Source organism: Amycolatopsis sp. NPDC114478, assembly GCF_055633805.1.
In genome coordinates, this window is sequence record NZ_JBVKDO010000001.1 from 837,170 (window position 1) to 857,583 (window position 20,414).

Sequence of the window (20,414 nt, forward strand, 5' to 3'; positions counted from 1 at the left end):
TCCTCGGGCGGGAAGATCACGTGCGGTGCTCGGTCAACCAGACGTGCGCCCGTTTCCAGACCTCTCGCAACCCCGACCGCTCACCGAGGTAGTCACCCGCGGCGCCGACGATCGGCAACATGCCGATCGCACGGTGCAAGAAGTTCCCGCGCGGCCGCTTCTCCAGCTCCTCGGTGATCCCGAGCAACCCCCGGCCGAGCCGCCAGAGCGTGCGGCCCGCGGCCTTGATCGTCGCCTTGCCGTGCTTCTTCTCCGACGCCGTCAAATCCTCGGTCAGGCGCGCCGCTTCGTCGGCCTCCGCCGCTTCGTCGTGGTCCGGGTGTTTGCCCGCCGCGAGGTCCGCGTCGATGTCGCGCTCGAACAGCACCCACGCGATCAGCCGGACCCTCGTGCCGACGTCCGTCACGCCGTACTCGCCCGCGATCGCGCACAGCAGCAGCCCCTGCGACGCCGCCCCCAGCGTGTCCTGCACCGGGAGCCGGTCGGCCAGCGCGCCGCCCAAGCCCGGGATCGACGTCAGCAACGCCGTGAACCGGCCCACCCGGTTCATCCACCAGCTCGACCGGTCGTAGCCCGTCATCCGCGCCCACGCCGCCGTGCCCGGCACTTTCACCGACGTCACGCCGTGGATCAGCTTCGCCTTGAGACCCGACTCGACCTCCGCCAAGTCGTCGCCCGCGCGCGCCTGCAGGCCGAACGGGTCGGACTCGCGCAGCGCGTCCAGCATCGGCCCGCACGCCCGCACGAACGGCCGCAGCACCGCCACGACCTGCTTGTCGGAGATCGCTTCAGCCACGTCCCGAGTTCCTTCCCGCCGCCCGGCCCAGCCCGCCGCCGAGCACCAGCGCCCCCGGCAGCGCGCTCGCGCCGAGCAGCACCAGCGCCCGCCAGTCCTGGATCAGCACCACGTCGCCGCCCGGACCCAGCAGGCCGAGCCCGAACACGACGACCACCCACACCGCGAGGGGTACCCACGAAAGCCCGGGCCGCACCAGCTTCGCCGTCGTCGACACCAGCCACGGCGTCGTGACGGCGCCGACGACGACCGTCACCGGCAGCGGCACCACGCCGATCCGCAGCGGCAGGAAGAACAGCTCCAGCACGGCCAGCAGGACCGTGTCGAGGACGAGCAGCACCAAGAGCAGCCGCTGGTCCCAGGTCAAGGGCTCCGGCACGGTCACAGCCCGCCGAACAGGTCGTCCGCCGCACCCTCGGCCGGGCCGTGCGCCAGGACGAAGGAGTCGTGCGCCGGGATCGGCTGGGCCACCTCGTTCGTCAGCGCGAAGTACGGGACGGCGCCGTCGACCACGGCCAGCTGCGTCGCGTGCGCGCGCAGCGCCGCCAGCTTCGCCGGGACGTACGCGGCGACGTCGAGCGTCGTCGTGATCTCTTCGTCCGGCGTCGCGGGCAGCTCGTCGTCCGGCGGCACGGCGAACACCGTGTCCCCGCCGGTACGCAGCGCGGCCAAGCCGGCGCGGACCGCGTCGCGCGACGTCACCGTGTGGAACACCCGCGTCACCGACTCCGCGCGGGGAGCCGCGGCCATCGTGATCTCGTGGGCGCGGATGTGGTCGGGGTGGCCGTAGCCGCCGAAGGCGTCGTAAGTGACGACTACCTGCGGCCGGACCTCGTCGAGGATCTCCGCCAGCTGCGCGGCCTGCTCCTCGGCGCTGCCGCCGGTGAAGGCCCGCGGGTGCGACGCCGAGGGCGTGCCCGCCATGCCCGAATCGCGCCACCGGCCGATCCCGCCCAGATAACGATGTCGTGACACCCCCAGCGCGGCGCACGCGCGCTGCAGCTCGGCGACGCGGTAGCCGCCCAGCTGGTCGGCGGCCCACGCACCGAGCCCGGCCAGCTCGCCGAGGCCGGCCATGACCTCGCCTTCCTCACCGAGCGTGCAGGTCACCACGGTCACCTCGGCGCCTTCGGCAGCGTATCGTGCGATCGTGGCGCCGGTGGTGATGCTCTCGTCGTCGGGATGGGCGTGAACGAGCAGCAGCCTGCGCGGTACCGGGGAGATCACGGGTTGAGCGTAATTCCCGTGCTCCGACCTTAGTCGGGGACACCCTCGGTTATCCTCGCGCGAGTCGCGACCGCCGCGTCGCGATCGTCTGTACCCCCACGAAGGGCATCTTGGTGAGCACTGAAGCAACTTCGGCGGACGTCGCCGGCGTGTCCGGATCCGTTCTGTCGATCTCCGACCTGAGCGTGTCGTTCCAGACCGAGGACGGCGTCGTGGACGCCGTCAAGGGCATCGGGTTCGACGTGCAGCCGGGCGAGATCGTCGCCGTGGTCGGGGAGTCCGGGTCCGGCAAGTCCGTCACGTCGATGTCGGTGCTGGGCCTGCTGCCCAAGACCAGCCGGATCGCCGGCGAGCTGCGCCTCGGCGAGCGCAACCTGGCGGATCTCAAAGAGAAGGACATGCAGAAGATCCGCGGCAACCAGGTCGCGATGATCTTCCAGGAGCCGATGACCGCGCTGAACCCGGTCTACACGGTCGGCTGGCAGCTGCGCGAGGCCCTGCGCTCGCACCTGGACATCTCCAAGGCCGCCGCGGACAAGCGCGCGGTCGAGCTGCTCGACATGGTCGGCATCCCGAACCCGGAGCTGCGGTTCAAGCAGTACCCGCACCAGCTCTCGGGCGGTCTGCGCCAGCGCGTCGTCATCGCGATGGCGATCTCCTGCGACCCGAAGGTGATCATCGCCGACGAGCCGACCACCGCGCTCGACGTCACCGTCCAGGCGGAGATCCTGGGCCTGCTGCGCAAGCTGCGCGACACCCTCGACACGGCGATCGTGCTGATCACGCACGACATGGGCGTCGTCGCCGACATGGCCGACCGCGTCATCGTGATGTACCAGGGCGAGATCGTCGAAGAGGCCCCGTCGCGCGAGCTGTTCGCGTCGCCGAAGGAGGACTACACCCGGCGGCTGCTGGCCGCGGTGCCGGTGCTCGGCCAGCGCCCGGAGGGGCGCCGGCTGCTCGACGACTCCGGGATCGCCCCCGACAGCACCGAGGCGGCCAAGATCGCCGAGGAGATCCGGCTGGCCGACGCCGAGCTCGAGGCCGTGATCGAGGAGGCCGCGCCGGCCCTCGAGATCAAAAACCTGGTGCTCGAGTACCCGGGCCGCCGCGGTCAGGGCAAGAACCGCGCGGTCGACGACGTCTCGCTGACCATCGCCAAGGGCGAGATCGTCGGCCTGGTGGGCGAGTCCGGCTCGGGCAAGACGACCGTCGGCCGCTGCGCCGTCGGTCTGCTCCGGGCGACCCAGGGCACCATCGCGATCGCGGGCAAGGACATCACGAAGATGTCGGCGAAGGAGCTTCGCCCGCTTCGCCGGTACTTCTCGATCGTGTTCCAGGACCCGGCGTCGACGCTGGACCCGAAGATGACGATCGGCGAGTCGATCGCCGAGCCGATGGTGCTGCACAAGGTGCTGTCCGGCAAGGAGCTGTCCGCGCGCGTGCGCTCGCTGCTCGACAAGGTCGAGCTGGGCGGGCACTACATGAACCGCTACCCGCACGAGCTCTCCGGCGGCCAGCGCCAGCGCGTCGCGATCGCCCGCGCGCTCTCGCTCGACCCGGCGCTGCTGATCGCGGACGAGCCGACGTCGGCGCTGGACGTGTCGGTGCAGGCCCGCGTGCTGGACCTGTTCCTCGACCTGCAGCAGTCGCTGCAGTTCGCGTGCCTGTTCATCAGCCACGACCTCGCGGTGGTCGACCTGCTGGCCGACCGCGTCGCGGTGATGCAGCACGGCAAGCTCGTCGAGGTCGGCACGCGCGACCAGGTGCTGCACTCGCCGCAGCAGGACTACACGCGCCGCCTGCTGTCGGCGGCGCCGGTGGCGGACCCGGTGCTGCAGGCCGAGCGCCGCGCGGCCTGGGAGGCCGGCAAGCTGGCCCCCGTCGCCGACTGAGACCGGCTCACGCCGAAGGCCGCCACCCGGACCTGGGTGGCGGCCTTCGGTGTTTCACGGGTGGTGGGGCAGGCCGAAGGCCGGGTCCGCCTCGTCCGGCTGCTCCGGGGCGTACTGGCGCAACTCGCCGTCGCGGAACATCCAGACGCGGAAGAACAGCTGCTCCTGGTCCATCAGGAAGAGCTGTACGGCGTGCGGGACCGACCACGGGAGCGTCCGCACCCGGCCCAGCAGCGCCTCCGGATCGGCGTGGTTGAGCACGCCGGCCCAGACCGCGCACTCCGGGTACTTCCCGCCACCCCAAGGCGGCTCCGCACCGTCGGTCATCCTGCGGAGGAAGCCGCAGCCGAGGGCGGCGGAGTCGTGGCGGAGCGGCGCTTCGGTGCGCAGCCACTCGCTCAGGGTCTCGACGGCCTTCCAGTCCTCCATCGCGGTGGACAGCATCATGTTCGTCACCCAGCTCACCAGGCGATCCTGCCTGGTCATCGCGCGAAAACGGAAGCGGGGGTGACCGGAAACCGGTCACCCCCGCGTCACGCGTTCAGGCGGTCAGGCCTTCATCCTCCGCTGCCGCGGGTCGAAGGCGTCGCGCAGACCGTCACCGATGAAGTTGATCGTCAGCGAGATCAGCACGAGCACGATGAACGGCCCGAAGAACAGCGCCGGCCGCGTCTGCAGCTGGGCGTAGTTCTCCAGGATGACGCGGCCGAGCGAGGTGTCCGGCAGCTGGACACCCAGGCCGATGAACGACAGCGCGGCTTCCGCCAGCACGGCCTGCGCGACCGCGAGGGTCGCGTTGACCGTGATGCTGCCGACCATGTTCGGCACCAGGTGCTTGAAGATGATCCGGAACGTGCCGGCACCCGAGGCGCGAGCCGCGTCGACGAACTCGCGCTGGGACAGCGACATCGCTTCGGCGCGGGTGATCCGGGCGATCTGCATCCAGCCGAACGCCGCCAGCACCAGCGCGACGATGTACCAGGAGCCGCTCCCGAACACCTTCGCCAGGATGGCCGCCGCGGCGATCTGCGGGATGATCAGGAACAGGTCCGTCACCCGCGAGACCGCCGAGTCGGTGAACCGGCGCAGGTAGCCCGCGAGCGCCCCGAGCACGACGCCGACCACGGTCGACAGGATCGACACCGTGAGCGCGATGAGCAGCGAGAACTGGGTGCCGCGCAGGATCTGCGACACCATGTCCTTGCCGACCTGCGTCGTGCCCAGCGGGAAGTCGCCGTTCGGCTTCGCGAACGAAGGGAACGAGCTGTCCTCGTAGCTGTGCTTCCAGAATAGCGGCAGGATGATGCTGAGCAGCACGATCAGCACCAGCACCGCGGTCGACGCCATGGCCAGCTTGTGGTGCAGGAACTTCCGGAGCACCAGCTTGCCCTGGCTCCGGGGTTCGGGCAGCGCCTCCGGTGGGAGGGTTCCGTCCTTGGTCGCGCTCTCGGTCGCGAGAAGGGAGTTCAAGTCAGCCAACGCGAATCCTCGGGTCCAGGATGCCGTACACCAGGTCGGCGATCAGGTTGGCGACGATCACGCTGGTGGCGATGACCACGAGCCAGCCCATCATCACCTGAGTGTCGTTCTTCGAGACGGCTTCCACCAGCAGTGTGCCCATACCGTGCCAGTTGAACACCGTTTCGGTGATGATCGCCCCGGCGAGGACCGAGCCGAAGTTCACCGAGAACAGCGTCGTCACGGGGATCAGGGCGTTGCGGAACGCGTGCCGGAAGATGACCCGGCCACCTCCGAGGCCCTTGGCCCGCGCGGTGCGCACGTAGTCGGAGTTCATCACCTCGAGCATCGAGGCCCGCTGGAACCGGCTGTACGCGGCGAAGCTGATCGCCATGATCGACAGCGTCGGCAGCAGGTAGGCGCCGATGGTGCTCGTGATGAAGTCCCCGACGCCGTCGGTCTTCAGCTGTTCCGGGCTGGTCGTGCGTAGCCATGGATTGCCGAGGACGTCCTGCAGACCGAGGTCGCGGACCCAGCCGTTGATCTCGATCGCGTAGTTCTTCAGGACGATCGCGATGCAGAAGATCGGCATGGAGAACAGCAGGAAGGCCAGCGTGGTGGCCAGGTAGTCGATGATCGAGTACTGCTTCACCGCGGCGAGGACGCCGACGATGATCCCGATGATCAGCGCGAGGATCTCGGCTCCGACGACCAGCTTGAACGTGACGCCGAACGCGGCCATCACCTTCGGCGCGACCGGCTGCAGCGCGTTGCCCTGCGCGATGGACGTGCCCCAGTCACCCGACAGGAAGTCGCCGAGCCAGCTGAAGTAGCGCGGCACGACGCCCTGGTCCAGGCCCAGCTTGTGGGAGAGGGAGTCCAGGGCTGCCTTGCTGATGTTCGGGTTGTGCCGCAGCTCGCCGAGCGGGTCACCGGTGGCGGCGACCATCACGAACGACAAAAAGGTCCCGACCAGCAGGACGGGAATCGATATCGCCAGACGGCGAAGGATGTAGATCACCAGGTTCAACGAACTGCTCCTCATCCGGGCCTGGTCGTCAGAAGTGCGCTGGGACCGCTGCCCGGTTGTCTACCGTAGTGGGGGTAACCCTACGGTCAACAGCTACTTCCGGTGGGTCCCGGGGCCCGGCTCGTGGCCGGGCCCCGGGACCTTCCAGGTCATCTGGAACGAGGGGAACGAAGAGGCGGGGCAAGCCCTACTTCTTCTGCTCCCACTCGCCGACGTTCCACAGGACACCGTTGTAGGACTGCATGTACGCACGGTCGATGCCCTTGAACGCCCACATGCTCGGCGTCTGGAACAGCGGGAGCGTCGCGTACTTGTCCGCGATGGCCTTGTCGGCGGCCTGGTAGCTCTGCAGCTTCACCTGCTCGTCGGTCGCGCCCACAGCGGTCTTGAACGCCTCATCGATCTTCGGGTCGCAGAGGTTCTGGTAGTTCTGGTCACCACCGGCTTTCGGGCAGACGTAGATCGAGCGCGACTGCGACTTGAACGGCGGGGAGGACCAGCCGAACAGGGCGATGTCGTAGTCACCGGTCGAGACGCGGCCACCCTTGAGGAAGTTGGCGTCGGTCTCGTCCTTGACCTCGATACCGGCCGCCTTGGCCTGCGAGATGATGATCTCGACGGTCTGGCTGCGGCGGGCGTTCTGGTTGTGCGTGATCTTGAACGAAGCCCGCTGGCCACCCTTGGCGAAGATGCCGTCGGCACCCTTCGCCCAGCCCGCGTCGGTCAGCGTCTTCGCCGCCGCCTCGGCACCCAGGCCGGCCTTGCTGCCGTACAGGTCGGTGTAGCCCTCTTCACCCTGGAAGAACACGATCGAGTTCAGCGGGGCCGCGTCGGCCTGGACTTCCTTGAGCAGCTTGTCGGTGATCGCCTTGCGGTCGACGACCTCGAAGAACGCCTTGCGGAGCGCGTCGTCCTTGAACATGCGGTTGAACTGCAGGTCAAGGTGCTCGTAGGTCAGCTGCGAGGCCGAACCGTAGGTCACGCCCTGCGCCGCGAGGCCCTTCATCGTGTTGGCCGCGGTGGCGTCCGGCTGGGTCGACGCCGCGACGTCGATCTCGCCGTTCTGCAGCGCGGTCGCCATGGCCTTGGTGTCTTCCATGGCGCGGACCACGAGCTTGGCCGGGCCGCCCTTGCCGCCCGCCCACTTCGGGTTCTTGACCAGTGTGACGGACTTCTGGTTCGCGTCGAACGAGTCGATCATGTACGGGCCGGAGGCCGGCATGATCGACTTGTCGAAGCCCTTCCACTTGTTCGTCCAGAAGTCGCCGGCCTTGGAGAGCTGGGCCGGGTCACCGGTCGGCGCGAGCTTGGTGATGTCCGCGATGCCGGTCTTCTGCTCGAGGATGTGCGCCGGCAGGATCTGGACGCCGCTGAACAGGCCCTTGTAGTCGAGGTACGGCTCGCTGAAGTCCGTCTCGAGGGTCAGGTCGTCCTTGCAGGTCGCCGTCTTGATCTTGTCGTAGCCGGTGGTCGAGGCCGCGTCGAACGGGTTCTTGCCCTCGGCGCCCTTCGCCTGGCCGCTCTGCGCCAGCCAGGCCAGGTAGAAGTCCTTGCAGTTGAAGGGGGCGTCGTCCGACCACTTCAGGTTCGGCTTGATCTTGTACGTGACGACCTGGGGGTCCTTGGAGGTCACGTCGACCGAGTCGAGGATGTCCTTGTTGAGCAGGATCTTGTTGTTGCCGTCGAGGACGAACGCGTCTTCGAGCACGGCGGTCAAGATGTAGGTGTTGTACGAGCTGTTGGTGTCCGGGGTGTTGTTGTTGTACCCGGAGTACCCGTCGTCGATCCCGACCGTGACCGTGCCGTCCCAGCCCTTGACGTCCGCGAGCTTGAACGTGTCACCCTGCTCGGCCTTGCCGACCGCCATCGCCTTGACGTCGGTCGACGACCCGTTCTGGTCGGTGCTGCCCGAGCCCGAGTCGCCACCGCTGCAGGCGCTCAGCAGCAGCGAGGCGCCTGCGACGAGCGACAAGGCGGAGACTGCTTTGGTTCTCCTCATGAAGTGTGCCCTCCTAGCACTGAGCCCTTGAATTGTGACAAGGACCCACACCGCTCCGGTTTGGTGCCGGAGCCTACGACACGCCAAGCGACACTCAACTGGCGCACTGCGGGAGCACGCTAGAAAGGAAAAGCACCGACAGTCACCAGTTCAGGGTCGATCGTGACCAAAGGGTGACTTCCAGCCGACATCCAGAAATACGACGGTTACCTCACGGATTCATCCAGTCCCACTCGAAGGCGTGCGTCAAGATCACCCGGTAGTACTGAATGCGTAGCCGAGCGATTACTTCGGGCCGCGAGTCCAGTTCACGGCGGACCCGAACGGGCCCACCATCGGTGGACCGGGGGTCACGCCCGAGATGCCCGAACCGATCGCCAGGGTGTCAGCCGATTGGAACAGCGGAATGACCACGTTCTGGCGCCAAAGTTCAGGCTCCAGGGTGGTCAGGGCTTCGGCGATCGGCGTCGCCCCGGAGAGCGCCGCGTCGATCGAGGGCTGCAGCGCCGGATCGCAGAACCCCGCCGAATTGCCCGGAACGACGGGCTTCGCCCGGTCGGCGCCGGCGGCGGTCTGCTCGGGGCGGCAGCCGAAGGTCGAGGCGAGCACCGAAGCCGTGTCGCCGCCCACCGCCTGCGGCACGACCGCGATGTCGACACCGACGCTGCCCGCCGAGTCGCCGGTCGCCTGCTGGACCCCGTTGACGACGGGCATCGCGAGCAACCCGCTGAACAGGTCCCGCGGCTGCGGCGTGATCGCGTTGACCTCGACGCCCTGCGCGACGAGCTGGCTGGTGAGCTCCTTGGCGATCGTCGCGTACGGCTCCTGGGTGCCCGGCGAGGCGATGACCAGCGAAAGCGCCTTGCCGTTCTTGCGCCAGGTGCCCGCGGTCTTGGCGTAGCCGGCCGCCTTCAGCGACTCCTCGGCCTTCGCGACGTCGGGCGCGGTCGGCGGGCCGGGCGGGATGGTCGCCGTGTAGCCCTTCACCGACGGCGCCGTCACCTGCGCGTCGGCGTGGAGCTGCGACGACGGGCCGCCGTTGACGCCTTCGGTGATCAGCTTGGTCCGGTCGATCAGCGCCGCGATCCCGGCCCGCACCTGGGCGTCCTGCAGGGTGGCGCTGACCGGGCGCAGCAGCACGTCGGCCACCAGCGGCCGGGCCACGGTGTGCAGCTGCACGGCCGGGCCGAGCTCGCCGAGCAGCTTGAGCTCGTCGCCGGTGGTCCTGGCCAGCGCGAACTGGTCGTTGCCGCTGCGCAGCGCGGCGAGCAGCGTGCTCTGGTCCGAGCGGCGCAGCACGATCCGGTCGATCGCGGCGGGCTTCTCCCAGTAGCGCTCGTTGCGCTCGAGGATGACCTCGCCGCGGGCGGTGTCGAGGCTCTTGATCGAGAACGGGCCGGCGATGGCCGGGAAGTTCGAGGCCAGGGCCCCGCGCCAGCCGTCGGGCGCGTCCTTGAGCAGGTGCGCGGGCAGCAGGTCCGAGAAGAGCGTCTGCCAGCCGGGGTACGGCTTGGCGAAGGTGACCTCGACGCGCTTGCCGCCTTCGCGGGACTGCAGGTCGGAGATCTGCCGGTAGCCGGCGGGCTCGATCACGCCGGGCTGGTCGCGCATCTGCGTGCGCAGGTAGTCGAAGTCCTCGGCGGCGATGGGCGCACCGTCGGACCAGGACGCGTCCGGCCGGATCTCGTAGGCGACCACGAACGGCTGCTGCGAGATCACCTCGGCGGACTTCATCAGGTTCTTGTCGAGCTGGGTGCTGCCGTCGTCCTTCTGGCGGAACACCGAGGGCAGCAGCAGCTGCGACAGCGCCGAGGTGACCTGCGAGGAGTCGGCGAGGTTGTGCGGGTTGTACCCGCCGAGCACGTCGTCGACCCCGACGACGATCTGCGACGGCGTCTTCCCGGTGGTCGAGGCCGGCGGCACCGACGACGACACCAGCGGTGGCGGCGGGGTGTTCGAGCAGGCGGTGACCAGCACGGCCGCGAGCGCCAGCACCGGCACCGCCTTGCGATTCACCCGCACGCCCCGTTCCTCCCCAGATTCCGCCGATCGGGTCAGCCATGCTCCCACGGCCGCGTCCGCCGCCGGAACCGAGATTCCCACACCCGGATCGGCCGGGTCCGGCCCCCCTGGGTGCCGCTATGGGAAAGGACGCGCAAACCACCGTCCGGGTTCCCGGACCGTTCCGGAACGGCGGAACGAACACGCGCCGGACACGGGCCGGGATTCACGCGGTGGTGAACACCAGGCTTCGAGCCCTCCGCGACCCCTATAAAGATATAAGGAGAAGAACGGCGGAATTCGTGACGTCGCGTCGGCCTATTCTCCACCCACCGTGACGGATGGGCAACGAAAAAACCTCCCGGCGGGATACCCCGGGAGGTTTTTTCGCGTTATTCGCCGATCAGCCGTTGTCGCGGCTCTTCGCGCGCGAACGCTCCTTCGCGCGGGTATTGACGTCCAAAGTCACCTTGCGGACGCGGACGACCTCCGGCGCGACCTCGACGCACTCGTCGACCGAGCAGAACTCCAGCGCCTCTTCCAGCCCCATCTTGCGCGGGCGGGCCAGCGTCTCCATCACGTCGGCGGAGGACTGACGCATGTTGGTCAGCTTCTTCTCCTTGGTGATGTTGATGTCGAGGTCCTCGAAGCGCGGGTTCTCGCCCACGACCATGCCCTCGTACACCTCGGCGCCCGGCTCGACGAAGAACGTGCCGCGGTCGGCCAGCTGGATCATCGCGTACGCGGTGACCGGGCCGGTGCGGTCGGCGACCAAGGAGCCGCTGTGCCGGGTGCGGATCTCGCCGGCCCACGGGAAGTAGCCCTCGAACACGTGGTTCGCGATGCCGGTGCCGCGGGTCTCGGTGAGGAAGTCGGTGCGGAAGCTGATCAGGCCGCGCGACGGGAGCACGTACTCGAGCTTGATCCGGCCGGTGCCGTTGCCGCTCATGTCCTCCATGCGGCCCTTGCGCGCCGCCAGGAGCTGCGTGATCGCGCCGAGGTGCTCCTCCGGCGAGTCGATGTAGAGGCGCTCGAACGGCTCGTGCAGCTTGCCGTCGATCGTGCGCAGCACGACCTGCGGCTTGCCGACGGTCAGCTCGAAGCCCTCGCGGCGCATCTGCTCGACGAGGATGGCCAGCGCCAGCTCACCACGGCCCTGGACCTCCCAGGTGTCGGGTCGCTCGGTCGGCAGGACGCGGATGCTGACGTTACCGATCAGCTCCTGGTCCAGGCGGGCCTTGACCAGCCGCGCGGTGACCTTGTCGCCGCCGTTGCGCCCGGCCAGCGGCGAGGTGTTGACGCCGATGGTCATCGAGATGGCGGGCTCGTCGACGGTGATCCGGGGCAGCGCCACCGGGTTGTCCGAGTCGGCGAGGGTGTCGCCGATCGTGATGTCCGGGATGCCGGCGATGGCGACGAGCTCGCCCGCGCTGGCCTCGGTCGCCGGGACGCGGGTCAGCGCCTCGGTGACGAGCAGCTCGGAGATGCGGACGTTCTGGACGGTGCCGTCTTCGCGCATCCAGGCCACGGTCTGGCCCTTGCGCAGCTTGCCGGCGTGGATGCGGATCAGCGCGATGCGGCCGAGGAAGTTGGACGCGTCGAGGTTGGTGACGAGCGCCTGCAGCGGCGCATCGAGGTCGGCGGCCGGCGGCGGCACGTGCCGGAGCAGCGTGTCGAACAGCGGGTCGAGGTTCTCACTCTCGGGGATCTCGCCGTCGGCGGGCTGCTCCAGGCTCGCCTTGCCGGCGCGCGCGGAGGCGTAGACGACCGGGAGGTCGAGGATCGCGTCGTGGTCGGCGTCCTCGATGTCGCTGGCCAGCTCGAGCAGCAGGTCGTGCGTCTCCTCGACGACCTCGGCGATCCGGGCGTCCGGGCGGTCGGTCTTGTTGACCAGCAGGATCACCGGCAGGCCGGCTTCGAGCGTCTTACGCAGTACGAAACGGGTCTGCGGCAGCGGGCCCTCGGACGCGTCGACCAGCAGGACGACGCCGTCGACCATGGCCAGGCCGCGCTCGACCTCGCCGCCGAAGTCGGCGTGACCGGGGGTGTCGATGACGTTGATCGTCACCGAGCCCTCGGGCGTCTGGCGGTGGATCGAGGTGTTCTTCGCCAGGATCGTGATGCCCTTTTCCCGCTCGAGCTCACCGGAGTCCATCACGCGGTCGACGAGCTCGGCCCGTTCGGCGAAGGCGCCGGACTGGCGCAGCATCGCGTCGACGAGCGTGGTCTTGCCGTGGTCGACGTGGGCGACGATCGCGACGTTGCGCAGGTCGGGCCGGGTCTTACCGGTCGGCCGGCCGGTTTCGACGGTAGCGCTGGCTGCGGGCACGCGAAGACTCCTGAACTTCAAGGGGTGGGTGGCCGCGCAAGCCGTTCAGGCATCCCGTGACCGGCTCTGGTCACACGCGGACCTCACCCAGGATACCTGCCACCCCATTGTGAGCGGCCCCACGCCCCCTAGACGGTTAGGCTGACCTAACGTGGAAACCCGGTGAAGGTCGCCGATCCGGAAGGTGCGTGCGCGTGGGCAAGAAGCACGACGACCCGCGGAAGGTCGTGCGCAAGCTGATGAAGGCCGGCAAGGTCAAGAAGAAGTGCTGCCGGTCGAAGCCGCGCTGCAAGAAGTGCCCGGTGTTGGCTCTGAAGAAGGCGAAGCTGGACCTGGCCGCTTGAGTTCTAGTGGGGCACGGCCTCGTTGAGCAGCCTGAGCTCCGGCGCGGTCTTCGTCGGCGAGAACTCGATGACCTCGTACTGCGCGAGGTGCTTCACGCAGAACGGGTCGGACGCCAGGATGGCGTCGAGCTTCCCGCGGGACATCGGGCGCGTGATGATCACGCCGCCGGTGCGCGGGTTCCGCCGCCCGGACGCCAGGAAGTGGCCGTGCTCGTACTGCTTGTTCAGCCACTCGGCGTGGTCCGGGAGCGCGTAGTCGATTTCCTCGATCGGGGCCGTGTAGTTCAGCAGGACGACATACATGGTTAAGACGGTAGACCCGCGCGGCCGATCCCGCGTCCGGACGATACCGAGTGGTGACGGTCATCGGCTATGCTCGGTGTATGCAAGCGCAGACGTCCAGCTGGTGGCCGCCCTCGGCGGCCGTCTAGTCCTGCGCTGATCACCAGCGGCCGCCCCGGACGGGCGGCCTTTTTCATGCCTTCTCCGGGGTGGTCCCCACCTCGGAAAGGTCGTCCCATGAGCAAGCTGTCCGGCATCACGCCCTCCGGTCACGTCCACCTCGGCAACTACCTCGGGGCCGTGCGCCGCTGGGCTCGCGAGGGCGGCGCGGACGACCTGTACTTCGTCGCCGACCTGCACGGCATGACGACGCCGCACAACCCGGCGAAACTCCGATCCCTGGCCCGCGAACAGCTGGCGGTGCTGATCGCCGCCGGCATCGATCCCGAGCGGGTGTTCGTCCAGTCCGACCTCGCCCGCGAGCTGGGCGCGCTGACGTGGGTTCTGGAGTGCACCTGCAACTACGGCGAAGCCGCGCGGATGATCCAGTTCAAGGAGAAGTCCAAGGGGCAGGCCGGCGTGCGGCTGTCCCTGCTGACCTACCCGGCGCTGATGGCCGCGGACATCCTGCTGCAGGGCGCGGACGAGGTGCCGGTCGGCGAGGACCAGCGCCAGCACGTCGAGCTGACGCGCACGCTGGCCAAGCGCTTCAACGGCACGTACGGCGACGTGTTCACCATCCCGCGGGCAGTGCTCCCACCGGCGGGCGCGCGGGTGAAGGACCTCGCGGACCCGACGCGCAAGATGTCCAAGTCGGCGCGCGACGCGGCGGGCGTGGTATTCGCGCTCGACGAGCCCGACCAGATCCGCCGCAAGATCCGCCGGGCGGTAACCGACGGCGAGACGGTCCCGGCGCACGAACCGGACACCCGGCCGGGGATGGCGAACCTGCTGGAGATCCTGGCCGCGTGCCGGGGAGGTTCGCCGGCCGACCTGGCTTCGGAGTTCTCCTCGTACGGAGCGGTGAAGGACGCGGTCGCCGACGCGGTGATCGAGGAGCTGCGCCCGCTGCGTGAACGCGCGTTAACGCTGCTCGACGACGTAGCGGAGCTGGACCGGGTCCGCAAGGCGGGCGCGGAGCGCGCCCGGGAGCGCGGGTCCCACCGGCTCGACGCGGCGCTGCGGATGATCGGGGCGAATTGAAGGTCCGCGTCCTGCTCCCGGCTCAGGAGAGCAGCTCCCGGAAGGCCGGGAGCAGGATGCGGTCGGCGGGCAGCCAGTCGACGTCGTCGAGGTCATCGAGCCCGAGCCACCGGACGGCGAGGTGTTCGACCGCGCGCGGCTCTTCCCCGGGCGAAACGAGCTTCGCGGCATAGATGCGGAGGACCTTCCCGCCGGGCAGCGGGACGTCTTCCCCGACGCGCGCACCGACCTCGATGACGACGTCGAGCTCCTCACTGCACTCACGAGCCAGCGCGAAGGCCTCGGACTCGCCCTCCTCGACCCGGCCACCAGGCAGTTCCCACTGCCCGGTGTGCTTCGGCGGCCAGGCCCGCTGCTGGGCGAGCAGCTTGCCGTCCCGCACCAGGGCGGCACCCACGATCACACCGTTCACAGCCCCGGAATCTACCCGGAAGCCCCTCTGACTGGCCGGACGACGCCACCTTACGGCGTAAGGCACCTTACGTCGTAAGAATATGCCGCGCTGCTGTCGTGCATGTCTGGGTGCGGTCGTGCATGTCCGCGCTGCAGTCTGGCATGTCCGCGCTTCAACCGTGCACGTCCGCGCTGCAGTAGCGCAGGTCCGCGCTCCAGCGGTGCATGTCCGCGCCGCAGTCGCGCAGGTCCGGACTGCAGCCGTGCATGTCCGCACTGCAGTCATGCATGTCCGCGCCGCAGTCGTGCATGTCCGCGCTTCAGCCGCGCGAGCCCGCGTCCTCCCCCGCGGCCGTGCGCCAGGCGACCACGAACCGCGCCCCGCCGTCCGGGGACTCGCTCACCTGTACCCGGCCACCTCGGCGCCGGACCGTCTCCGCCACCATCGCCAGCCCGAGTCCCGTCCCGCCGGACGATCGGGCTCGGTCGTCGGCGATCCGGTAGAACCGGTCGAACACCTTCTCGCGGTGCTCCGGTGCGATGCCCGGGCCGTCATCGTCCACCACCACCCGCACCGACGAGCGCGACGCCAGCACCGACACCACTATCTCCCCGCGCGCGTAGCGGCACGCGTTGCGTAGCAGGTTGTCCAGCACCAGCTCCACCTCGGCGTGCGCGGCCGACGCCCACGCCTGCGGGACCGCGTTGCTCACCCGCGCCTCGGGCGCCCCCGTCGGCAGCCGCGCGACCGCCGCGCGGACCTCGCTGACCAGCTCGACCGGCTCCGCGGGCGGCACCTCCCCCGCGTCCGACCTGGCCAGTGACAACAGCCCATCCAGCAGCGACGACAGCCGCTCGGCCTCCGTCAAGATGTCCGACAGCGTCTCCTGGGACAGCTCCGGATCCGGGTTGGTCACCGCGACCTCGGCCTGCACCCGGATCGACGCGACCGGCGACCGCAGCTCGTGCGCCGCGTCGCCGGTGAACCGCCGGAGCCGGTCGCTCGCCAGCTCCTGCCGCTCCATCAGCGCGTTGAACTCCTCCGCCAGCGCGCGCAGCTCGTCGTGCGAGTCCGGCAGCGCCAGCCGCGCGCCCGGCGGCAGCGCGCGCACCGAACCCCGCATGCGCGCCACCGGGCGCAGCGACAGGCGGACCACCAGCCACGTCGCGAAGCCGGCGACCAGCGCGCCGACCGACGCGACGACCACCAGCCACACCCCGCCGTAGTGCACCGCCGCGGAGAACCCGACGAGCCCGGCCCCCGCCACGACCAGCCGTTGCGACCCGTCCGGTGTGCTGACGACCGTCCCGAGGTACCGCGCGCCGTCGCGCTGGACCGGCTGTCCCGCTTTCAGCGTCGAGATGTCGTACAACGTAAGGCCGGTCGGTGTGCCGCCGTCCACCGGCGCGCCCGCGATGTCGAGCACGCGCAGCGTCACCGGTGCCGCGCCGGACAGCGGGCGCCCGGCGCTTACGTCGGCGCCGGCCGGGCCGAGCGCGGCCGAGAGCTCGCGGTCGACCGAGCCGATGAGCAGCGGGGAGAGGTTGGACGCGGCCAGCGCGGCCAGCCCGAGCAGGCAGGCCAGGGTGACCGTCGCGGCCAGCAGGGTGATCCGGACCTGCAGGGACCGGCCCCGCCACCAGGAGCTCACGGGGTGATGACCTCGTCGAGCTGCGCGTCCGAGGCCAGGTAGCCGTGCCCGCGCACCGTCCGCAGCAGCGCGCCGGCGCCGACAGCGTCCAACTTACGTCGTACGTATCCGACGTATACCTCGACGAGGTTGCGCGTGACCGCCTGCTCCTCGCCCCAGACCGCGCGCAGCAGCTCGTCCTTCGTGACGACCGTGCCAGCCCGGCCGACGAGCACCTCCAGCAGCGCGAACTCGCGCGGGCTCAGCCCGACCTCCTCGCCGTGCCAGTGCACCTGCCGCAGCCCGCGGTCGACCGCCAGCGCACCGAGGCGCAGCGTGCCGCGGCCCGCTTCCGGTCCGGCGCGGCGCAGGGTCGCGCGGACCTGTGCCACCAGCACCACGAAGGAGAACGGCTTGACGAGGTAGCCGTCGGCGCCGAGATCGAGGCCGTCGGCCTGGTCGATCTCGCCGTCCTTGGCCGAGACGAGCAGCACCGGCGTCATGACGCCGTCCTTGCGCAGGCGTTCCAGCACGCGGTAGCCGGACAGGCCCGGCAGCATGATGTCGAGCAGGATGACGTCGAACGAGCCCGTGCTCGCCAGCTGCAGCCCGGTGGGGCCGTCCGCGGCGGTGACCACGTCCATGTCTTCCGCGCGCAGCCCGCGTTGCAGTGCTTTCCGCACACCCGGTTCGTCGTCGACCACCAGCACCCGAGGTTTCACGAGGTTCATCATGGCCGGTTCGCACAGGTCGTGCGCCGGCTCTCAGCACGATCTCAGCCGGAGAGGGAGAACCTTCAGGGGTATCTCAGTCTCGAGAGGGAAGCGTCGGTGCCGGGAAGCCGGGCACACTCGAGCCCGGGAACACCACAGGGAGAGACGCATGAAACCGAAGACGAAGGGCATCACCGCCGCGGTCGTCGGCACCGCGCTCGGTGCGGGCGGGCTCGCGTTCATCGCGATGCCGGCCAGCGCCGACGCCAAGCCGGCGCTGCCGCAGGTGAGCGCCGAGGACCTGGTGCAGTCGGTCATGAAGGCCAAGCCGGGCGCGTTCGACGGCACGGTCAAGATCAGCAACGACCTGGGGCTGCCGTCGGTGGGGAACGCGATCCCGGGGGCGTCGGCGCTGAACATCGACTCGGCGCACATCTTCAGCGACGGCGCCGGCAAGAGCCGCCTGGCGGCCACGCAGGGCGCGAGCCAGGAGACCGTGGTCCACGACGGCACGACCGTCTGGGACTACAGCTCCAAGACGAACACCGCGACGAAGGTGACCGTCCCGGCCGAGGTGGCCAAGCAGAAGGGCGCGGGCAGCGAGAAGCTGGCCGACCCGGTCGCGGCGTCGACCGAACTGCTGGCGAAGGTCCGCGAGAGCAGCACGGTGTCGGTCGACGGCACCGCCACCGTCGCCGACCGCCCGGCCTACGAGCTGGTCCTGACGCCGAAGCCGACCGAGCGGACCCTGCTGCGCGAGATCCGCGTCGCGGTCGACTCGCAGACGCGGATGCCGCTGCGGGTGTCGGTGCTGAGCAACGGCACGTCGACGCCGGCGCTCGAGGTCGCGTTCAGCGAGATCCAGTTCACGCAGCAGCCGGCCGACCTCTTCACCTTCACCCCGCCGAAGGGCGCGAAGGTGCAGGAGAAGACGCCGACCGTCGACCAGAAGGACAAGAACCTCGCCGAGCAGGCCAAGCAGGACGTCAAGGTCGTCGGCGACGGCTGGGACACCGTCGTCACGGGCAAGGTCCCGGCGGACGCGCTGAACGCGGCGCCGAAGCAGCAGTCCGGCCGTGAGGGCCGCAACGCCGACCCGAAGGCGCTGCTCGAGCGGTTCGCCAAGAAGGTCAACGGCACGTGGGGCAGCGGCTACCTCGTCACCACGAAGGTGGGCAGCGCGGTGCTGACCGATGACGGCCGCTTCGCCGCCGGCGCGGTGCCGGAGCAGGTCCTCTACGAAGCGCTGGGTCAGAAGTGACCAGCACGGCCATCGAGTCCGGGGCGGACGTCTCTTCGGAGGCGTCCGCCCCGGCGGTCCCGCTGGCCGCGCGCACGCGGGGGTTGCGCAAGGTCTACGGCAGCACCGTCGCGGTGGACCACGTCGACCTCGACATCCCGGAGGGCGCGGTCGTCGGGATGCTCGGGCCGAACGGCTCGGGCAAGACGACCACCATCCGGATGCTGCTCGGCCTGGTCCGGCCGACCGAGGGCGAGGTCGAGCTGCTCGGCCGTCCGATGCCGGACGCCGCGGCGCACGCGCTGCCGGACGTCGGCGCGCTGGTCGAGGGGCCGGGCTTCCACCCGTTCCTGTCCGGGCGCGACAACCTGCTGCGCTTCGCCGCGGCGGAACCGCGGCTGACGTCGGCCGGGATCCCGGTCGCGGTGGATTCCGCGCTGGAGCGCGTCGGGCTGACCGGCGCGGCGCGGCGGCGCTACAAGGGCTACTCGCTCGGCATGAAGCAGCGCCTCGGGCTCGCTTCGGCGTTGCTCGTGCCGCGGAAGATGGTCGTGCTCGACGAGCCGACCAACGGCCTCGATCCTGCGGGTACCAGGGAGATCCGCAGGATCGTCGCCGAGCTGCACGCCGCCGGCGTCACGGTGCTGGTGTCGTCGCACCTGCTGGCCGAGGTGGAGGCGACGTGCACGCACGTGGCCGTGCTGCAGGCCGGCAACGTCGTCGCGCAGGGCGAGCTGGCCGAGCTGCTGGAGTCCGGCAACGCGGCGCTGCTGGTCCGCACGCCGGACGCGGAGAAGGCCGTCGAAGTGTTGCGCGAGCACCGGATCGGCGCCCGGCTCACCCCGGACGGCGTCCGCGCCGACCTGACGGCGACCGAAGCACCGCGCGTGCTGGAGGTCCTGGTGGGCGCGGGGGTCGCGGTCCACGAGGCGACGCGGGCCCGCACCGGGCTGGAAGACCTGTTCGCACGGCTGACGGAGGGGGCGGAATGACGGCGGTCCTGGAGGCACCGGCGGCCCGCACGGGCCACGACACGGTGCCGTTGCCGCGGCTGCTGGCCGCGGAGCTGCGCTGGATCTTCCGGCGGCCGCGCACGCTGGCCGTGCTGGGGCTGCTGGCGCTGATCCCGATCGTGATCGGCATCGGCCTGACGCTGGTGAGCGACAACGCCAACACCGGCGGCGGCCCGGACGGAGGCGGCGGCGCGCTGCTGGCGTCCGCGGTCAACAACGCGTTCGTGCTGCCGATCGCGGCGATCGTGATGTCCCTGGCGTTGCTGCTGCCGCTGGCGTCGGCGATGGCGGGCGCGGACGCGATCGCGGGCGAGACGTCCCACGGCACGCTGCGCGGCTGGCTGATCGCCCCGGTCGGCCGGGGCCGCCTGCTGGCGGTCAAGGCGTTCGGCGTCGCGACGGTGTCGGTGGTCTCGGTGCTGGCGATGTGCGTGACGGGCGTGGTGACCGGGCTGATCATCAACGGCACGGATTCGCTGTTCACGCTGTCGGGCACCACGCTGTCCCTGGGCGGCGCGCTGGCCCGCATCCTGCTGGTGGCGGGCTGGGTGGTGCTGCAGCTGTGGGCGGTCGGCGCGGTGGCGCTGGCGATCTCCAGCTGGACCGAGCACCCGATGCTGGTGGTGGCGTCGGTCCTGGCGGCCGACATCGTGTTCACGATCCTCGGGTTCCTGTCGTCGCTGAAGTGGCTGCACCCGTTCCTGCTGACGCAGAACTGGTCGCTCGCCCCGGCGGAGGTCCTGCAGGACCCGATGGGCGGACAGCTGCTGGGCGAAGGCGCGTTGCGGGCGGCTTGCTACATCGTGATCGGGCTGTCGCTGGCTTACGCCCGACTGTCCACACGCGACGGCTGAGGTTCC

19 protein-coding genes are annotated in these 20,414 nt (G+C 69.9%); 6 read left to right on the top strand and 13 right to left on the bottom strand.

Annotation, left to right across the window (positions count from 1 at the left end):
• Positions 1–16 precede the first annotated feature (16 nt).
• Genes ACZ7OH_RS04095 through mshB form a run of 3 tightly spaced genes read right to left on the bottom strand, consistent with a single transcriptional unit; the run spans position 17 to position 2,023 of the window.
• On the bottom strand, positions 17–796 hold the full coding sequence (locus ACZ7OH_RS04095; RefSeq protein ID WP_470279480.1) for a hypothetical protein: 780 nt from the start codon (positions 794–796) through the stop codon (positions 17–19).
• Positions 789–1,181: a hypothetical protein gene (locus tag ACZ7OH_RS04100; protein WP_470279481.1), complete on the bottom strand. Its 393-nt coding sequence runs from the start codon at positions 1,179–1,181 to the stop codon at positions 789–791. Before ACZ7OH_RS04100 ends, ACZ7OH_RS04095 begins: the two co-directional genes overlap by 8 nt.
• Complete coding sequence (mshB, locus tag ACZ7OH_RS04105) at positions 1,178–2,023, bottom strand: N-acetyl-1-D-myo-inositol-2-amino-2-deoxy-alpha-D-glucopyranoside deacetylase (RefSeq protein ID WP_470279482.1); 846 nt, start codon at positions 2,021–2,023, stop codon at positions 1,178–1,180. Before mshB ends, ACZ7OH_RS04100 begins: the two co-directional genes overlap by 4 nt.
• A 113-nt stretch (positions 2,024–2,136) precedes the next feature.
• Between mshB and ACZ7OH_RS04110 the strand changes: the two genes are divergently transcribed.
• The gene (locus ACZ7OH_RS04110) at positions 2,137–3,918 is read left to right on the top strand and encodes an ABC transporter ATP-binding protein (RefSeq protein WP_470279483.1); all 1,782 of its coding nucleotides are present in this window, start codon (positions 2,137–2,139) and stop codon (positions 3,916–3,918) included.
• Positions 3,919–3,972: 54 nt separating this feature from the next.
• Here ACZ7OH_RS04110 and ACZ7OH_RS04115 read toward each other — a convergent pair whose 3' ends face one another.
• The 6 genes from ACZ7OH_RS04115 to typA all read right to left on the bottom strand — a co-directional run bounded on the left by ACZ7OH_RS04115 (position 3,973) and on the right by typA (position 12,735).
• A complete protein-coding gene (locus ACZ7OH_RS04115; protein ID WP_470279484.1) occupies positions 3,973–4,383 on the bottom strand; it encodes a hypothetical protein in 411 nt (136 codons plus the stop codon).
• Positions 4,384–4,467: 84 nt separating this feature from the next.
• The gene (locus ACZ7OH_RS04120) at positions 4,468–5,388 is read right to left on the bottom strand and encodes an ABC transporter permease (RefSeq protein WP_470279589.1); all 921 of its coding nucleotides are present in this window, start codon (positions 5,386–5,388) and stop codon (positions 4,468–4,470) included.
• 1 nt (position 5,389) lies between these two features.
• Positions 5,390–6,406, bottom strand: coding sequence for an ABC transporter permease (locus ACZ7OH_RS04125; RefSeq protein WP_470279485.1), 1,017 nt, complete (start codon positions 6,404–6,406; stop codon positions 5,390–5,392).
• A gap of 187 nt (positions 6,407–6,593) precedes the next feature.
• The gene (locus tag ACZ7OH_RS04130; protein WP_470279486.1) at positions 6,594–8,405 is read right to left on the bottom strand and encodes an ABC transporter family substrate-binding protein; all 1,812 of its coding nucleotides are present in this window, start codon (positions 8,403–8,405) and stop codon (positions 6,594–6,596) included.
• A 285-nt stretch (positions 8,406–8,690) separates the two neighbouring features.
• Positions 8,691–10,427, bottom strand: a complete 1,737-nt coding sequence (locus ACZ7OH_RS04135) for an ABC transporter family substrate-binding protein (protein ID WP_470279487.1) — start codon at positions 10,425–10,427, stop codon at positions 8,691–8,693.
• A 382-nt stretch (positions 10,428–10,809) separates the two neighbouring features.
• Positions 10,810–12,735, bottom strand: coding sequence for a translational GTPase TypA (gene typA, locus ACZ7OH_RS04140; RefSeq protein ID WP_400894628.1), 1,926 nt, complete (start codon positions 12,733–12,735; stop codon positions 10,810–10,812).
• Between the two features lie 194 nt (positions 12,736–12,929).
• On the opposite strand from typA, the gene ACZ7OH_RS04145 reads away from it, so the two are divergent.
• The gene (locus ACZ7OH_RS04145; RefSeq protein ID WP_166641800.1) at positions 12,930–13,079 is read left to right on the top strand and encodes a hypothetical protein; all 150 of its coding nucleotides are present in this window, start codon (positions 12,930–12,932) and stop codon (positions 13,077–13,079) included.
• A gap of 3 nt (positions 13,080–13,082) precedes the next feature.
• Here the strand turns inward: ACZ7OH_RS04145 and ACZ7OH_RS04150 are convergent, their stop codons facing one another.
• Entirely contained in the window at positions 13,083–13,382 is a 300-nt protein-coding gene (locus tag ACZ7OH_RS04150; RefSeq protein ID WP_086677642.1) for a YciI family protein, read from the bottom strand.
• A gap of 216 nt (positions 13,383–13,598) precedes the next feature.
• Between ACZ7OH_RS04150 and trpS the strand changes: the two genes are divergently transcribed.
• A complete protein-coding gene (trpS, locus tag ACZ7OH_RS04155) occupies positions 13,599–14,564 on the top strand; it encodes a tryptophan--tRNA ligase (protein ID WP_470279488.1) in 966 nt (321 codons plus the stop codon).
• 22 nt (positions 14,565–14,586) lie between these two features.
• On the opposite strand, the gene ACZ7OH_RS04160 is transcribed toward trpS, so the two are convergent.
• The 3 genes from ACZ7OH_RS04160 to ACZ7OH_RS04170 form a co-directional block, all read right to left on the bottom strand.
• Positions 14,587–14,976 carry an NUDIX domain-containing protein gene (locus tag ACZ7OH_RS04160; RefSeq protein ID WP_470279489.1) on the bottom strand — a complete coding sequence of 130 codons (390 nt, stop codon included), beginning with the start codon at positions 14,974–14,976 and terminating at the stop codon, positions 14,587–14,589.
• A gap of 301 nt (positions 14,977–15,277) precedes the next feature.
• Positions 15,278–16,609, bottom strand: coding sequence for a sensor histidine kinase (locus ACZ7OH_RS04165; protein ID WP_470279490.1), 1,332 nt, complete (start codon positions 16,607–16,609; stop codon positions 15,278–15,280).
• A complete protein-coding gene (locus ACZ7OH_RS04170; protein WP_400894638.1) occupies positions 16,606–17,322 on the bottom strand; it encodes a response regulator transcription factor in 717 nt (238 codons plus the stop codon). Before ACZ7OH_RS04170 ends, ACZ7OH_RS04165 begins: the two co-directional genes overlap by 4 nt.
• Before the next feature lie 148 nt (positions 17,323–17,470).
• Between ACZ7OH_RS04170 and ACZ7OH_RS04175 the strand changes: the two genes are divergently transcribed.
• From ACZ7OH_RS04175 to ACZ7OH_RS04185, 3 genes are read left to right on the top strand one after another with little or no spacing between them, the layout of a single operon-like run.
• Positions 17,471–18,562 carry a LolA family protein gene (locus ACZ7OH_RS04175; RefSeq protein WP_470279491.1) on the top strand — a complete coding sequence of 364 codons (1,092 nt, stop codon included), beginning with the start codon at positions 17,471–17,473 and terminating at the stop codon, positions 18,560–18,562.
• On the top strand, positions 18,559–19,533 hold the full coding sequence (locus tag ACZ7OH_RS04180) for an ABC transporter ATP-binding protein (protein WP_470279492.1): 975 nt from the start codon (positions 18,559–18,561) through the stop codon (positions 19,531–19,533). Before ACZ7OH_RS04175 ends, ACZ7OH_RS04180 begins: the two co-directional genes overlap by 4 nt.
• The gene (locus ACZ7OH_RS04185) at positions 19,530–20,408 is read left to right on the top strand and encodes an ABC transporter permease (protein WP_470279493.1); all 879 of its coding nucleotides are present in this window, start codon (positions 19,530–19,532) and stop codon (positions 20,406–20,408) included. The genes ACZ7OH_RS04180 and ACZ7OH_RS04185 overlap by 4 nt, the downstream gene beginning before the upstream one ends.
• Positions 20,409–20,414: the final 6 nt, after the last annotated feature.